15 protein-coding genes are annotated in these 15590 nt (G+C 57.6%); 8 read left to right on the forward strand and 7 right to left on the reverse strand.

Annotation, left to right across the window (positions count from 1 at the left end):
• Nucleotides 1–9: 9 nt before the first annotated feature.
• From hslU to rraA, 3 genes are all read left to right on the forward strand, one after another.
• A complete protein-coding gene (gene hslU, locus R0140_RS26475; RefSeq protein WP_008807871.1) occupies nucleotides 10–1344 on the forward strand; it encodes an HslU--HslV peptidase ATPase subunit in 1335 nt (444 codons plus the stop codon).
• A 69-nt stretch (nucleotides 1345–1413) separates the two neighbouring features.
• A complete protein-coding gene (gene menA / locus R0140_RS26480) occupies nucleotides 1414–2334 on the forward strand; it encodes a 1,4-dihydroxy-2-naphthoate polyprenyltransferase (RefSeq protein WP_032741529.1) in 921 nt (306 codons plus the stop codon).
• A 92-nt stretch (nucleotides 2335–2426) separates the two neighbouring features.
• Complete coding sequence (rraA, locus tag R0140_RS26485; protein WP_002882913.1) at nucleotides 2427–2912, forward strand: ribonuclease E activity regulator RraA; 486 nt, start codon at nucleotides 2427–2429, stop codon at nucleotides 2910–2912.
• A 61-nt stretch (nucleotides 2913–2973) separates the two neighbouring features.
• Here rraA and pfkA read toward each other — a convergent pair whose 3' ends face one another.
• The 3 genes from pfkA to cpxP form a co-directional block, all read right to left on the reverse strand.
• Nucleotides 2974–3936, reverse strand: coding sequence for a 6-phosphofructokinase (gene pfkA / locus R0140_RS26490; protein WP_002882911.1), 963 nt, complete (start codon nucleotides 3934–3936; stop codon nucleotides 2974–2976).
• 196 nt (nucleotides 3937–4132) lie between these two features.
• Nucleotides 4133–5035: a CDF family cation-efflux transporter FieF gene (fieF, locus tag R0140_RS26495; RefSeq protein ID WP_008807873.1), complete on the reverse strand. Its 903-nt coding sequence runs from the start codon at nucleotides 5033–5035 to the stop codon at nucleotides 4133–4135.
• Nucleotides 5036–5193: 158 nt separating this feature from the next.
• Entirely contained in the window at nucleotides 5194–5697 is a 504-nt protein-coding gene (gene cpxP / locus R0140_RS26500; protein WP_004178004.1) for a cell-envelope stress modulator CpxP, read from the reverse strand.
• Nucleotides 5698–5846: 149 nt separating this feature from the next.
• Here cpxP and cpxR point away from each other — a divergent pair, with 149 nt between their 5' ends.
• Both cpxR and cpxA read left to right on the forward strand, forming a co-directional pair.
• The gene (gene cpxR, locus R0140_RS26505; protein ID WP_002882901.1) at nucleotides 5847–6545 is read left to right on the forward strand and encodes an envelope stress response regulator transcription factor CpxR; all 699 of its coding nucleotides are present in this window, start codon (nucleotides 5847–5849) and stop codon (nucleotides 6543–6545) included.
• The gene (gene cpxA, locus R0140_RS26510; RefSeq protein WP_008807874.1) at nucleotides 6542–7915 is read left to right on the forward strand and encodes an envelope stress sensor histidine kinase CpxA; all 1374 of its coding nucleotides are present in this window, start codon (nucleotides 6542–6544) and stop codon (nucleotides 7913–7915) included. The genes cpxR and cpxA overlap by 4 nt, the downstream gene beginning before the upstream one ends.
• Before the next feature lie 63 nt (nucleotides 7916–7978).
• Here cpxA and yiiM read toward each other — a convergent pair whose 3' ends face one another.
• Both yiiM and sodA read right to left on the reverse strand, forming a co-directional pair.
• Nucleotides 7979–8653 carry a 6-hydroxyaminopurine reductase gene (gene yiiM / locus R0140_RS26515; RefSeq protein WP_032741527.1) on the reverse strand — a complete coding sequence of 225 codons (675 nt, stop codon included), beginning with the start codon at nucleotides 8651–8653 and terminating at the stop codon, nucleotides 7979–7981.
• Nucleotides 8654–8725: 72 nt separating this feature from the next.
• Entirely contained in the window at nucleotides 8726–9346 is a 621-nt protein-coding gene (sodA, locus tag R0140_RS26520) for a superoxide dismutase [Mn] (protein ID WP_004203668.1), read from the reverse strand.
• Nucleotides 9347–9634: 288 nt separating this feature from the next.
• On the opposite strand from sodA, the gene rhaT reads away from it, so the two are divergent.
• Entirely contained in the window at nucleotides 9635–10669 is a 1035-nt protein-coding gene (gene rhaT, locus R0140_RS26525; protein ID WP_032741526.1) for an L-rhamnose/proton symporter RhaT, read from the forward strand.
• Between the two features lie 32 nt (nucleotides 10670–10701).
• On the opposite strand, the gene rhaR is transcribed toward rhaT, so the two are convergent.
• Both rhaR and rhaS read right to left on the reverse strand, forming a co-directional pair.
• The gene (gene rhaR / locus R0140_RS26530) at nucleotides 10702–11547 is read right to left on the reverse strand and encodes an HTH-type transcriptional activator RhaR (RefSeq protein WP_008807878.1); all 846 of its coding nucleotides are present in this window, start codon (nucleotides 11545–11547) and stop codon (nucleotides 10702–10704) included.
• A 73-nt stretch (nucleotides 11548–11620) separates the two neighbouring features.
• A complete protein-coding gene (rhaS, locus tag R0140_RS26535; protein ID WP_008807880.1) occupies nucleotides 11621–12457 on the reverse strand; it encodes an HTH-type transcriptional activator RhaS in 837 nt (278 codons plus the stop codon).
• A 310-nt stretch (nucleotides 12458–12767) separates the two neighbouring features.
• On the opposite strand from rhaS, the gene rhaB reads away from it, so the two are divergent.
• Together rhaB and rhaA are read left to right on the forward strand one after the other, a co-directional pair.
• A complete protein-coding gene (rhaB, locus tag R0140_RS26540; RefSeq protein WP_032741523.1) occupies nucleotides 12768–14234 on the forward strand; it encodes a rhamnulokinase in 1467 nt (488 codons plus the stop codon).
• Nucleotides 14231–15490, forward strand: a complete 1260-nt coding sequence (gene rhaA / locus R0140_RS26545) for an L-rhamnose isomerase (RefSeq protein ID WP_032741520.1) — start codon at nucleotides 14231–14233, stop codon at nucleotides 15488–15490. The genes rhaB and rhaA overlap by 4 nt, the downstream gene beginning before the upstream one ends.
• The last annotated feature ends 100 nt before the right edge of the window (nucleotides 15491–15590 follow it).

Genomic DNA, 15590 nt, shown 5'->3' on the forward strand with positions numbered 1-15590 from the left:
GGATCTCCCATGTCTGAAATGACCCCACGCGAAATTGTCAGCGAACTGGACAAACACATTATCGGCCAGGACGCCGCCAAGCGTTCTGTTGCTATTGCCCTGCGTAACCGCTGGCGCCGTATGCAGCTTAACGAAGAGCTGCGTCATGAAGTCACGCCGAAAAACATTCTGATGATCGGCCCAACCGGCGTCGGTAAAACCGAGATTGCCCGTCGTCTGGCGAAACTGGCCAACGCGCCGTTTATTAAAGTTGAAGCGACCAAGTTCACCGAAGTGGGCTATGTTGGTAAAGAAGTGGACTCGATCATCCGCGATCTGACCGATGCGGCGATCAAAATGGTTCGCATGCAGTCCATCGATAAAAACCGTTACCGCGCGGAAGAGCTGGCGGAAGAGCGCGTACTTGACGTGCTGATCCCACCGGCGAAAAACAACTGGGGCCAGGCTGAACAGCCGCAGGAACCCTCTGCTGCGCGCCAGGCGTTCCGCAAGAAACTGCGTGAAGGCCAGCTGGACGATAAAGAGATTGAAATCGATCTCGCTGCGGCGCCGATGGGCGTTGAAATCATGTCCCCTCCGGGCATGGAAGAGATGACCAGCCAGCTGCAGTCCATGTTCCAGAACCTCGGCGGCCAGAAGCAAAAACCGCGTAAGCTGAAAATCAAAGACGCGATGAAGCTGCTGATTGAAGAAGAAGCGGCCAAGCTGGTCAACCCGGAAGAGCTGAAGCAGGAAGCCATCGACGCTGTAGAACAGCACGGTATCGTCTTTATCGACGAAATCGACAAAATCTGTAAGCGCGGCGGCAACTCCTCCGGCCCGGACGTGTCTCGCGAAGGCGTACAGCGCGACCTGCTGCCGCTGGTTGAAGGCTGCACCGTCTCCACCAAGCACGGGATGGTTAAGACCGACCACATTCTGTTTATCGCCTCCGGCGCGTTCCAGGTGGCCAGTCCGTCCGATCTGATCCCTGAGCTGCAGGGGCGTCTGCCGATCCGCGTTGAGCTGAAAGCGCTGACCACCCATGACTTCGAGCGCATCCTGACCGAGCCGAATGCCTCCATCACCGTGCAGTACAAAGCGCTGATGGCGACCGAAGGGGTGAATATCGAATTCACCGAAGACGGTATCAAGCGTATCGCCCAGGCCGCGTGGCAGGTAAACGAAACCACCGAGAACATCGGTGCGCGTCGCCTGCACACCGTGCTGGAGCGTCTGGTGGAAGATATTTCCTATGATGCCAGCGAGATGAACGGCCAGACCGTCATTATCGATGCCGAATATGTGAGTAAACACCTGGATGTTCTGGTGGCAGATGAAGATCTGAGCCGTTTTATCCTATAATCCGGTGCAATGCATTTTCATCACTGTTGATGGGGGCTATAGCCCCCATTTTTATTGGCTAAAATAACTATGACTGATATCAGCCGTTCTCGGGCATGGCTGGAAAGCCTGCGTCCTAAAACGTTACCGCTGGCGTTTGCCGCGATTATTGTTGGCACCACCCTTGCCTGGCAGCAGGGCCATTTTGATCCCTGGGTTGCTCTGCTGGCGCTGATCACCGCTGGCTTGCTGCAAATTCTTTCTAACCTGGCGAATGACTATGGCGACGCAGTCAAAGGGAGCGATAAACCCGATCGCATCGGGCCGCTGCGCGGCATGCAGAAAGGGGTGATTACCCCCCAGCAGATGAAGCGCGCTCTCATCGTCACCGTCGCGCTGATCTGTCTGTTTGGTCTGGCGCTGCTGTGCGCCGCCTGGCAGAGTGTCGGCGATTTTATCGGCTTCCTTGTGCTGGGTGGCCTGTCCATCGTGGCCGCCATCACCTACACGGTGGGCACCCGCCCCTATGGATATATTGGTCTGGGTGATATCTCAGTACTCGTTTTCTTCGGCTGGCTGAGCGTCCTCGGCAGCTGGTATCTGCAAGCCCATAATGTGGAAGCGGCCATTTTTCTGCCGGCGACGGCCTGCGGTCTGCTGGCGACTGCCGTGCTGAACATCAATAATCTGCGGGATATTGATAGCGACCGGCAGAACGGGAAGAACACCCTCGCCGTGCGCCTGGGCCCGGTCAATGCCCGCCGCTATCATGCCTGCCTGCTGTTCGGCGCCCTGCTGTGTCTGGCGCTGTTTAATCTGCTGGCGCTGCATTCAGCCTGGGGCTGGCTGTTTATTCTCGCCACGCCGCTGCTGGTGAAACAGGCGCGCTACGTCCTGCGCGAATCCGATCCGCTGGCGATGCGGCCGATGCTCGAAAAGACGGTTAAAGGGGCCTTACTGACCAACCTGCTGTTTGTCATCGGAATTATTGCCAGTAAGCTGATGGCTTAACTGACAAATATCAATTAACAATTGATGATTTTGCCAACAATGGGATTCGCGGGATATACTAAAAACTCTCGCAGCAACTGAACGTTAAGCCTATGAAATACGATACTTCCGAGCTTTGTGACATCTACCAGGAAGATGTCAACGTCGTGGAACCGCTGTTCTCTAACTTTGGAGGACGGTCGTCGTTTGGTGGACAAATCATTACGGTAAAATGTTTCGAGGATAACGGGTTGCTCTATGATCTGCTCGAGCAGAACGGCCGTGGTCATATTCTCCTGATCGACGGCGGCGGCTCAGTACGACGCGCGTTAATTGACGCCGACCTGGCGCGTCTGGCCGTACAGAATGAATGGGAAGGGTTAGTGGTCTATGGCGCGGTGCGCCAGGTTGACGACCTTGAGGAACTGGACATCGGCATCCAGGCGCTGGCGGCTATTCCGGTCGGCGCGGCTGGCGAAGGCATCGGCGAAAGCGACGTGCGCGTCAATTTCGGCGGGGTGACCTTCTTCTCCGGCGACCATCTGTATGCCGATAACACCGGGATGATCCTGTCGGAAGACCCGCTGGATATCGAATAAACCCTCCCCCATAAAAAAGGCCTTCTCCATGAGAAGGCCTTTTGTTTATCCGACGCGCAACTTAGTACAGTTTCTTCGCGCAATCCAGCCAGTCGTTCTTGAACGGACGCTTCATGTTCTCGATGGCATCGATGATGTCGTGGTGCACCAGCTTCTCGTTCTGGATGCCGACGCAACGGCCGCCATGGCCTTGCAGCAGCAGCTCAATTGCATAGGCGCCCATGCGGGAAGCCAGGATGCGGTCGTAAGGAACCGGGGAACCGCCGCGTTGAATGTGGCCGAGGACGGTGGCGCGAGTTTCACGCCCGGTTTCTTTCTCGATGTAGCTTGCCAGCTCGTCAACGTCGCACATGTGCTCGGTGATCGCCACGATAGCGTGTTTCTTACCTTTCGCGATACCGGCTTTGATTTCGGCCACCAGATCGTCACGGGTGTATTCCACTTCCGGCACCATGATGAACTCACAGCCGCCGGCAATCGCCGCCGCCAGGGTCAGGTCGCCGCAGTAACGGCCCATCACTTCCACCACTGAGATGCGCTGGTGTGAAGAAGAGGTGTCGCGCAGACGGTCAATCGCTTCCACCACGGTGCTCAGGGCGGTGAAAAAGCCGATGGTGTAGTCAGTGCCTTTGATATCGTTGTCGATGGTGCCCGGCAGACCGATGCACGGGAAGCCCATCTCGGTCAGGCGCATTGCCCCCATATAGGATCCGTCACCACCGATAACCACCAGCGCATCCAGGCCGCGCTTCTTCATGTTTTCGATAGCCACAGCGCGAATGTGTTCTTCGCGGAATTCCGGGAAGCGAGCGGAGCCCAGGAAGGTGCCGCCGCGGTTGATCATGTCGGAAACGCTGTAACGGTCGAGCTGAACCATACGGTCTTCATACAATCCGAGGTAACCGTCATAGATTCCAAAAACTTCCAGACCTTCCGTTAATGCCGCGCGCACAACGCCACGAATTGCTGCGTTCATGCCCGGCGCATCACCGCCACTTGTCAACACACCGATTTTCTTAATCATGACTACCTCTGAACTTAGGAAGCAAAAAATAATTCTGTTGCCTGAAGCGCTCCCTCACCAGGAGTGCACGACGCTAATGACAATAGTATATCAAACGCCTCAAGCTGAATTGATTCAGGTCAGACCAAACGGCGGTAATTTATACAAAAAATGCCGATCTGCCCCACATTTTTACATCGAGTTTACAGACTATAACCTAACGCTCAAAAAAGCCCTGCTGCGCCGCTGGCACCACAGAACTGGGATCCTGATGGATAATGACATCGGAACCCGGGAAACGGCGCAGAATCGCCTGCTCCACCTGGTCTGCAATCACGTGGGCTTGCACCAGCGGGAGGTTATCTTCCATTTCCAAATGAATCTGAATAAAGCGGGTCGGCCCTGACTGCCGCGTTCGTAGATCGTGCGCCCCGCGGATGCCGGGCCATGCGGTCACGATGGTGATAATGTCCTGACGCTCCTCGTCTGGCAAGGCGCGGTCGAGTAGTGACTGAACCGCCTCATAGCCCATCCGCAGCGCGCTATATAAAATATAGATGCCAATTCCTAAGGCAAACAACGCATCGGCGCGATGCCAGCCGTACCAGGAAAGGCCCAGCGCCACCAGAATAGCGCCGTTCATCATAACATCAGACTGATAATGAAGCATATCCGCCCGCACCGCCTGGCTCTGGGTTTTTCGCACCACCCAGCGCTGGAAGGTCACCAGCGCCAGCGTGCTGAACAGGGCGATCAACGTGACGACGACCCCGACGCCAGCGGCCTGCAGCGGCTCCGGACGCACCAGGTGCTGGATGCCGGTGAGAAACAGAAACAACGCCGAGCCGGAGATAAACATGCTTTGCGCCAGCGCCGCCAGCGATTCCGCTTTGCCATGGCCAAAGGTATGTTCTTCATCAGCAGGTTGCAGCGAATAGCGAACCACCAGCAGGTTGGTCAGCGAGGCGGCAATATCCACCAGCGAATCCACCAGCGCAGCCAGAATACTGACTGAACCGGTATACCACCACGCAAAAATTTTGATCAAAAGTAACGCGGAGGCCATGGCCGTCGCGGCGATAGCGGCGCGGCTGACCAACCGGCCATAAGATTGATTCATATAGGCTCCTTCTCCTGCACTGCGCTTAGTATAACCTGAACTTGTGACGCTCACGGGATACGCGAAGAAGTTGATTTGCCGAAAAAAGGGCAAAAAAAACCCCCACATCATGTGGGGGAAGACAGGGATGGTGTCTATGGCAAGGAAAACAGGGTTTGTTACTGGGGTTGCAGGGTGTTGCTACTACTCGAAAGCATCATTGCTGAGCCTTTCTGCATCCTTGCAACCTCACGCAACTGATCCATACGTTGCTGGTGCTTAGCATTTAAAACCGCTTGCTGCTCTGGCGTAAGCAGGTGGTACATCTGGTTGCGGACCTTAGCCATTTCAACCTGGCGAGCAACCTGTTCCTGCGCCATCTTTTCTGCCTGAGCGCGCACAGCGTTTTCATCAAAATTTTCTGCGGTGACAAGGCGATGCATTGTCTCCATTTCGCTAACATTAACGGGGAGCCTGTCGTGGCGTGCCCGTTGCATAAGATCCCGTAACTGCTGACGTTGCTGCTCGGTTAAACTTATGCCGTCAAACATATGGCTCTGGCTACCGCGCTGTCCCCCTTCGTCTCCGGGGAGCCAGTTAACGCTGGTAACGACTTCAGCGGCCTGGCTATATGCACTTAGCGCCAGCGTTGAGGCCATGACGGCAGCGATAACATTGCGCATCACATACTCCCAAAACGTTTGTGTCGCGATTCAACGAGAGACAGTCTACGATTCAGGCTGCAAACATGCGTCAGGGGGTGTAAAACAACGTAAAGTCATGGATTAGCGGGCCTTGATGACGTAATTTCTGCCTCGGAGGTATTTAAAAGATGAATAAAATCCTGTTAGTTGATGATGACCGGGAGCTCACCTCCCTGTTAAAAGAGCTGCTCGATATGGAAGGTTTTAACGTGCTGGTGGCCCATGATGGGGAACAGGCGCTGGCCCTTCTGGACGACAGCGTTGATTTATTGCTGCTCGACGTGATGATGCCGAAGAAAAACGGTATCGATACGCTGAAAGAGCTGCGTCAGACACACCAGACCCCGGTTATCATGCTAACAGCGCGCGGGAGCGAGCTGGATCGCGTTCTCGGCCTTGAGCTGGGCGCGGATGACTATTTGCCTAAGCCGTTCAACGATCGTGAACTGGTGGCCCGTATACGCGCGATTCTGCGCCGTTCCCACTGGAGCGAGCAGCAGCAGACGACCGAAGCCGGATCGCCAACGCTGGAAGTGGATGCCTTAAGCCTGAACCCGGGCCGCCAGGAAGCCAATTTCGATGGTCAGACGCTGGAGCTCACCGGTACCGAGTTCACCCTGCTCTATCTGTTAGCGCAGCATCTCGGCCAGGTAGTGTCGCGTGAACATTTAAGCCAGGAAGTGTTAGGCAAGCGCCTGACGCCGTTCGACCGCGCCATCGATATGCATATTTCCAACCTGCGGCGTAAGCTGCCGGAGCGCAAAGATGGCCATCCATGGTTTAAAACGCTGCGTGGTCGCGGGTATCTGATGGTTTCCGCTTCATGATTGGAAGTTTGACTGCACGCATCTTCGCCATCTTCTGGCTCACGCTGGCGCTGGTGTTGATGCTGGTGCTGATGTTGCCCAAACTGGATTCCCGGCAGATGACCGAGCTGCTGGAAAGCGAGCAGCGTCAGGGCATCATGATCGAGCAGCACGTCGAGGCCGAGCTGGCCAACGATCCGCCAAACGATCTGATGTGGTGGCGCCGTCTGTTTCGCGCCATTGATAAATGGGCGCCGCCGGGACAACGCCTGCTGCTGGTGACCAGCGAAGGCCGCGTGATCGGCGCAGAACGCAACGAGATGCAGATCATTCGTAACTTTATCGGCCAGGCCGATAATGCCGATCATCCGCAGAAAAAACGCTATGGCCGCCTGGAAATGGTGGGCCCGTTTTCCGTCAGGGACGGCGAGGATAACTATCAGCTCTATCTGATTCGTCCCGCCAGCACCTCCCAATCCGACTTTATCAACCTGTTGTTTGACCGGCCGCTGCTGCTGCTGATCGTCACGATGCTGGTCAGCGCCCCGCTGCTGCTGTGGCTGGCGTGGAGCCTGGCGAAACCGGCGCGTAAGCTGAAAAACGCCGCCGACGAAGTCGCCCAGGGCAACCTGCGCCAGCATCCGGAGCTGGAAGCCGGGCCGCAGGAGTTCTTAGCCGCTGGCGCCAGCTTTAACCAGATGGTGACCGCGCTGGAGCGGATGATGACCAGCCAGCAGCGGCTGCTGTCGGATATCTCGCATGAGCTGCGCACACCACTTACGCGCCTGCAGTTGGGCACCGCCCTGCTGCGTCGCCGCAGCGGTGAGAGCAAGGAGCTGGAGCGCATCGAAACCGAGGCGCACCGGCTGGACAGCATGATCAACGACCTGCTGGTGATGTCGCGCAATCAGGCCAAAAATGCCCTGGTCAGCGAGACGGTGAAAGCCAATCAGCTGTGGGGCGAAGTGCTGGACAACGCGGCGTTTGAAGCCGAGCAGATGGGTAAATCTTTCACCGTTGAATATCCGCCGGGCCCCTGGCCGCTGTACGGTAACCCTAATGCGCTGGAAAGCGCGCTGGAGAATATCGTCCGCAACGCCCTGCGCTACTCGCACACGAAGATTTCCGTCAGCTTCTCGGTGGATAAAGACGGGATTACGGTTAACGTCGACGACGACGGCCCGGGCGTCAGCCCGGAAGATCGCGAACAGATTTTCCGGCCATTCTACCGGACCGACGAGGCGCGCGACCGCGAGTCCGGCGGCACCGGTCTGGGGCTGGCGATTGTCGAAACCGCTATTCAGCAACACCGCGGTTGGGTGAAGGCCGACGACAGCCCGCTGGGTGGTTTGCGCTTAACCCTTTGGCTGCCGCTGTATAAGCGCACCTGACTCTGTCCCGGCTTGCGCTGCGCTAAGCCGGGAGCATCCCCGAAAATACTCAATATGGGGGAATTATTTCCCCCACAATCTCCGCGAACTATCCTCGATCTTACCGCTTAAACGCCGCTTCTGCATCGTTCTGCTCCAGCTCACCGACAGGCCCGCAGCCGACAATAAACGATGATACTGATCATCATCAAACGGCATCTGCCAGGCAATCGCCCCGGCCTCATGGACACTGACATCGCTCAGCCGGGAAACCAGTTCGAGGGGCGCATCGCTGGAGACTTGCCCCCCGGCAATCACCCGATACAACCAGCCGGTCTTCCCGCTGTTTTGCACCAGCTGCGCCATATCACCGATCGCAAAATGAAAGTTGAGCTTGAAGCACGGCGATCGCGGCTGGGTGACCTGGATCAGCGCCTCGCCCCAGCGAAAGATATCGCCGATATAAACATTTTGCTCGGTAAGCCCGGTGGTGGAGAGGTTTTCGCCGAACGCCGGCGCGCAGAAGCGCTCGGCCTGCTGGGGGAATTCACGGATCCAGTCGGCATAGTGTTCGCGCGGATAGTGGCACAGCGCGCGGTCCGGCCCGCCGTGAATTTTCTTCTCCGCCTGCTCATCCCCATCGAGGCCGAGATCGCCGAGCTGCAATTCGCCATCGACCTGGATTTTGCCGATCGCGCTGGGGCGACTGCCCGCGTAGTCCCTGATTTTGCCGACAAAGACATTCACCGGATAATGCATGGCTGCTCTCCTTGCTACAGATATAAAAAAAGCGAGTCATCAGACTCGCTTCTCTCTTAGCGCAATGCAACCTTATTTTTTAGCGGCAAAACGCGCTGCAGCTTCGTCCCAGTTCACTACGTCCCAGAAGGCTTTGATGTAGTCCGGACGACGGTTCTGGAATTTCAGGTAATAAGCGTGTTCCCACACGTCCAGACCCAGGATCGGGAAGCCGGAAGCGCCGGAAATGGCTTCGCCCATCAGCGGGGAATCCTGGTTGGCGGTGGAGACAACGGCCAGTTTGTCACCTTTCAGGACCAGCCACGCCCAGCCGGAGCCGAAACGGGTCGCAGCGGCTTTTTCGAATTCCGCTTTGAAATTGTCTACAGAGCCGAAATCGCGCTCGATAGCCGCTTTCAGGTCGCCCTGCAGGGTGGTGCCGGTTTTCAGGCCTTTCCAGAACAGGCTGTGGTTAGCGTGGCCGCCCGCGTTGTTACGCAGTACGGTCTTTTTGTCAGCCGGCAGCTGATCCAGCTTGGTGATCAGCTCTTCAGCGGACAGGTTAGCGAACTCCGGCAGGCTTTCCAGCGCGGCGTTGGCATTGTTCACGTAGGTCTGATGGTGTTTAGTGTGATGGATCTCCATCGTCTGCTTGTCGAAGTGCGGTTCCAGAGCATCGTAAGCGTACGGCAGGGATGGCAGGGTATAGCTCATAATCATCTCCATTATTGTCGAGCGGCTCAAGTGTTAACGCCGCGTAAGCAGTTTGTCCATTATAGTTAATTAAATGGTATTGAAAATGCTTATCAATGCCGTATTTTTCATATGGATATAACCAGAAGAAATACCCGTCATTTTGTGATGTAGAACAACTAATTAAGCCCATGGTTGCCAGGGTTCGCCATCCTGTGGCAACGGCTTGAAGGCGGCCAAAGCGGCTAATTTTTACACTCATCACATCGGAAGCCGCCGTCTCCGATAAAAAAGATGAGGATAAAATCAATGAACCACGCGATTACGATGGGTATTTTTTGGCATTTGATAGGGGCCGCCAGTGCCGCCTGTTTCTATGCCCCGTTCAAAAAAGTAAAACACTGGTCGTGGGAAACCATGTGGTCGGTTGGAGGGATCGTCTCCTGGCTGATCCTGCCCTGGGCCATCAGCGCCACGCTGTTACCCGACTTCTGGGCCTACTACCGCTCCTTTAACGCCTCCACGCTGCTGCCGGTCTTCCTGTTCGGCGCTATGTGGGGCATCGGTAATATCAACTATGGCCTGACCATGCGCTATCTTGGCATGTCGATGGGGATTGGCATCGCCATTGGCATCACGCTGATTGTCGGCACGCTGATGACGCCGATTATTAACGGTCAGTTTTCGGTGCTGATGCACACCCAGGGCGGTCAAATGACGCTGCTCGGCGTGCTGGTGGCGGTGATTGGCGTCGGCATCGTCACCCGCGCAGGCCAGCTGAAAGAGCGCAAAATGGGCATCAAAGCCGAAGAGTTCAATCTGAAGAAAGGACTTCTGCTGGCGGTGATGTGCGGTATCTTCTCCGCAGGGATGTCGTTCGCGATGAACGCCGCCAAACCGATGCATGACGCCGCCACAGCGCTCGGCGTCGACCCGCTGTACGCGGCGCTGCCAAGCTACGTAGTCATTATGGGCGGCGGGGCGCTGGTCAACCTCGGCTTCTGCTTTATTCGTCTGGCGAAAGTGAAGAACCTGTCAGTCAAAGCCGATTTCTCGCTGGCCAAACCGCTCATCATCAGCAACCTTCTGCTCTCCGCCCTCGGCGGCCTGATGTGGTATCTCCAGTTCTTCTTCTATGCCTGGGGCCACGCCAGCATTCCGGCGCAGTATGACTATATGAGCTGGATGCTGCACATGAGTTTCTACGTGCTGTGCGGCGGTCTGGTGGGTCTGGTGCTGAAGGAGTGGAACAACGCCGGTCGTCGTCCGGTGAGCGTCCTGAGCCTCGGTTGCGTGGTGATCATCATCGCCGCCAATATCGTCGGTCTGGGGATGGCCAGTTAACCACCGGGTCATCAGCCAGACAACGACGGTCTTCAGGCGGCGGCGCGACTGCGCTGCCGCCACTGCCCCGGCGACATGCCGATTTCCCGGCTAAAAACCACCGAAAAGTAGTTACTGTCCTCAAAGCCGCACTGCATGGCGATATCGCCGATTAAGCGCTCGGTATGCTGCAGCAGATACTGCGCATGGCAGATCCGCAGCTGGCGTAAATAGTGATTGATGGTCATCCCGGTTTGCTGGCGAAACTGCTGGCGAAGCGCCCGCTCGCTGCCGCCCTCCTGCTCGCAGAAACGCTCCAGAACAAAGGGGCGGCTGAGGCTGGCCGCCAGCGCGGCCAGCAGTTTGTCCAGTAGCGCTTCGCGCTGCGTCGCCGCGGGATCATCCGTCGCGTAGCGATGGCGCTGCAACGTCAGCGCCAGCTGGGCAAAAAGCAGTTCGGCCATCGCATTTCCCTGCGCGTCGCGCCGGGCGCACTCATGCTCAAGCTGGCTAATCACCTGGCGCGCCTGCGCCATACCTGTGCTGCCCATGCGCCAGTGGGGCTTCCACGGCGTGCCAAAGAGGCCAGGGATCGTCCCCGCCCAGTCAAAATTGAGCTGCAGCCGCTCCGGGCAATAGATGATGTTCTGCAGGACTAAATCATTAACCGAAGCATAGGAGTGTTTATCTTCGGCGCGAATATAGAACAGATCGCCGCGGGTAATGCGCCAGGGGCGATCGTTAAGGACGTGCAGCCCGTTGCCGCGCCACACCAGCACCAGCTCGCAGAACTCGTGGGTATGCTCGGCAAAAACATTTTGCGGGTAGCGGTCAGCCACCGCCACTGCCTGCGTGGCGGAAGGGAAAAACTCCTCTTTACGTAGAATCAGACCGGCCACGGCTCACACTCCAAACGCGGATAAGGGCGCATTATTCGCGTTTTTAGCCCGCAATACGTTGACTCTTCTCGCGTTACTGAAGAATGGCGTCGCGGCCCTGGCGGATATCGCGCGGCGACCAGTCAAATTCGCGGCGAAAAAGCGTCGAAAAGTGGTTACTGTCGCCGAAGCCGCAGCGAAAAGCGATATCAGTCACGCTTTCATCGCTGTGGCGCAGCAGATGCCGGGCCTTCATCAGGCGCACCCGATTAAGATAGCGCTGCGGCGTCAGGCCGGTCTGCTGCTTCAGCTGGCGGTGCAGGGTACGCAGCGACAGCGAAAACTGCGCCGCCACCTCCTCCCAGCAGATCTCCTGGGCAAAATGATCTTCCAGCCAGGCCAGCAGCTGATTCAGCCGCGCATCATTGTTGGTAGCCTCTTCCGCAAGACTGCTTTTACGCAACAGCACCAGCAGCTGCATAAACAGGATCTCACGGCTGGCGACGGCATGGGTATCCGTTTCGCTCCCCATGGCCTCCATCTGCGCCACGATATGCCGAACCTGCTGCAGGACCGTCTGGTTCACCCGCCAGTGCGATGGGTAGTTCCCCTCCTGCTCCTGGGGCAGCAGTTGGCTGACCCCGGCGAGAAAACGAAACGCATCCGGCGCGCGATAGAGCACGTTGGTCAGACACAGGTTATCCGTATGCTCGTACAGATGCCGGTCGTGATCGCGAATAAAGCAGACCGAACCGCCGCCGATGGTATAGGGCTGACCATTGAAGACGTGAATACCCGTGCCCTGCTCCACGATGACAATTTCATGGAAATCATGGTGATGTTCCGGAAAGGCCGACTGAGGGAGGCGGGGTTCAATAGCCACCGTCGAGATCCCGGCCTTAAAGAAATCCGTACTGTGCAATATGGTCATGATGCCACCCTCGTAATGAGAAAAATTATCAGTCACCGGCTGATAGTAATGAAGGGTTGGCTATCCGGCCTTCAATTTTTGACCATGAAATTCGTAAATCCTGCCGCTTTTTCAAGAATCAGCCGGAAAGATACGGAACTGCGGACGCCATCACATCCCCCTCGCCACCCCCTAAAACCGCAAATTGTGATTTCCCTCACGGTCACCTTTGCTTTCTTGCCAGCGGCCAGTTTTGACTGTCCGTAGCGAGAAGGTGTCAGTAAGCGGCCTTTTTTAGACTGCGGACAATGATTTTAAGAAGGGTCTTTCCATGAGTATTCGTCATTGTGTCGCCGTCGATTTAGGCGCCTCCAGCGGGCGGGTGATGCTCGCCAGCTATCAGTCCGGGCCACGCGCCCTGACCCTGCGGGAAATTCATCGCTTCACCAACAGCCTGCAGAAGGTGGATGGCTTCGACTGCTGGGATGTGGATAGCCTGGAAGGCGAGATCCGTCGCGGGCTGGAGAAAGTGTGTGAGCAGGGCATCCTGATCGACAGTATCGGCATCGATACCTGGGGGGTGGATTATGTCCTGCTGGATAAGCAGGGCCAGCGCGTCGGACTGCCGATCTCCTATCGCGACGACCGCACCCAGGGCCTGCTACGTCACGCTGAAGAACAGCTGGGCCGGGCGGAGATCTATCGCCGCAGTGGTATTCAGTTTCTGCCGTTTAACACCCTTTACCAGCTGCGCGCCCTGGTGGAGCAGCAGCCGGAGCTGGTCAGTCAGGCCGCGCATGCCCTGCTGATCCCCGACTATTTCAGCTTCCGCCTGACCGGCAATCTGAACTGGGAATATACCAACGCCACCACCACCCAGCTGGTTAACATCAATAGCGATAGCTGGGATGAGACGCTGCTGAACTGGACCGGCGCGCCGTTGGCGTGGTTCGGAACGCCGACCCACCCCGGCAATGTGATTGGTCACTGGATCTGCCCGCAGGGCAACCGTATTCCGGTGGTCGCGGTCGCCAGCCACGACACCGCCAGCGCGGTGATCGCCTCCCCGCTGGCCGACCGCCATGCCGCCTATCTCTCCTCCGGCACCTGGTCGCTGATGGGGTTTGAAAGCCTGACTCCATACACCTGCGACGCGGCGCTGCAGGCCAATATCACCAACGAAGGCGGAGCCGAAGGCCGCTACCGGGTGCTGAAAAATATCATGGGCCTGTGGCTGCTGCAGCGGGTGCTGAAAGAACAACACGTCAGCGACCTGCAGGGGCTGATCGCCCGCACCGCCGCGCTACCGGCGTGCCGCTTCATGATTGACTGCAACGATGACCGCTTTATCAACCCGGCCAGTATGAGCGCCGAGATCCAGGCCGCCTGTCGCGATGCCGGGCAGCCCGTTCCTGAAAGCGATGCCGAGCTGGCGCGCTGCATTTTCGACAGCCTGGCGCTGCTCTACGCCCGGGTGCTTAACGAGCTGGCGGCGCTGCGCGGCCAGCCCTTCAGCCAGCTGCATATCGTCGGCGGCGGCTGCCAGAACGCGCTGCTTAACCAGCTGTGCGCTGACGCCTGCGGGATCGCCGTCGTGGCCGGCCCGGTGGAGGCCTCCACCCTCGGCAATATCGGCATCCAGTTAATGACCCTCGACGAGCTGGCCAATGTCGATGAGTTTCGTCAAGTGGTGCGCGACAACGCGGCGCTCACCGCTTTTACCCCCAATCCTGATAGTGAAATTGCCCGTTTCGTGGCGCAGTTTCAGCCACAACAGACCAAGGAGCTTTGCGCATGACCACTCAACTTGAACAAGCCTGGGAAATTGCTAAGCAGCGCTACGCCGCCGTCGGCGTGGATGTCGAGGAGGCCCTGCGCCAGCTGGACCGTCTGCCCGTCTCCATGCACTGCTGGCAGGGTGACGACGTCGCCGGTTTCGAAAACCCGGCGGGAAGCCTGACCGGCGGCATCCAGGCGACCGGCAACTACCCGGGCAAAGCGCGCAATGCTGAAGAGCTACGCGCCGACCTTGAGCAGGCGCTGAGCCTGATCCCGGGACCAAAGCGTCTCAACCTGCACGCTATTTACCTGGAATCCGACGCGCCGGTAGCGCGCAATGAGATTAAGCCGGAGCACTTTAAAAACTGGGTTACGTGGGCGAAAGCCAACAAACTGGGGCTGGATTTCAACCCCTCCTGCTTCTCGCATCCGCTGAGCGCCGACGGCTTTACCCTGTCGCACGCCAACGATGAGATCCGCCAGTTCTGGATCGACCACTGCAAAGCCAGCCGTCGCGTATCCGCTTATTTTGGCGAACAGCTGGGTACCCCATCGGTGATGAATATCTGGGTGCCGGACGGCATGAAAGATATTACCGTTGACCGCTTCGCGCCGCGCCAGCGGTTGCTGAATGCCCTTGATGAGGTGATCAGCGAGAAATTCGATCCGGCGCACCATATTGACGCCGTGGAGAGCAAGCTGTTCGGCATCGGCGCCGAAAGCTACACCGTCGGCTCCAACGAGTTCTATATGGGCTACGCCACCAGCCGCCAGACGGCGCTGTGCCTCGATGCCGGCCACTTCCACCCGACGGAAGTGATCTCCGACAAAATCTCTGCCGCCATGCTCTACATCCCGCGCCTGCTGCTGCACGTCAGCCGCCCGGTACGTTGGGACAGCGACCACGTGGTGCTGCTGGATGATGAAACCCAGGCCATCGCCAGTGAAATCATTCGCCACAACCTGTTTGACCGCGTGCACATCGGCCTCGACTTCTTCGATGCCTCCATCAACCGCATCGCGGCCTGGGTAATTGGTACCCGCAATATGAAAAAAGCGCTGCTGCGCGCCCTGCTGGAACCGACCGCTCAGCTTCGTCAGCTGGAGAACGACGGCGATTACACCGCCCGCCTGGCGCTGCTCGAAGAGCAAAAATCGCTGCCATGGCAGGCCATCTGGGAGATGTACTGTCAGCGTCACGACACGCCGGCGGGCAGTCAGTGGCTGGACAACGTACGGGCTTATGAGAATGCGGTTCTGAGCCAGCGCGGGTAATGCACGGGCTTTCCCGGGTCGCGGCTGACGCCTTACCCAGGCTACGAACTGCGCGATGTTGCCAGAGCGCACCGAACAGTTCCCTCTCCCCTGTGGGGAG

The sequence above is a fragment of the Klebsiella sp. w6 genome (assembly GCF_033100215.1).
Classification (GTDB): Bacteria; Pseudomonadota; Gammaproteobacteria; order Enterobacterales; family Enterobacteriaceae; genus Klebsiella; species Klebsiella variicola.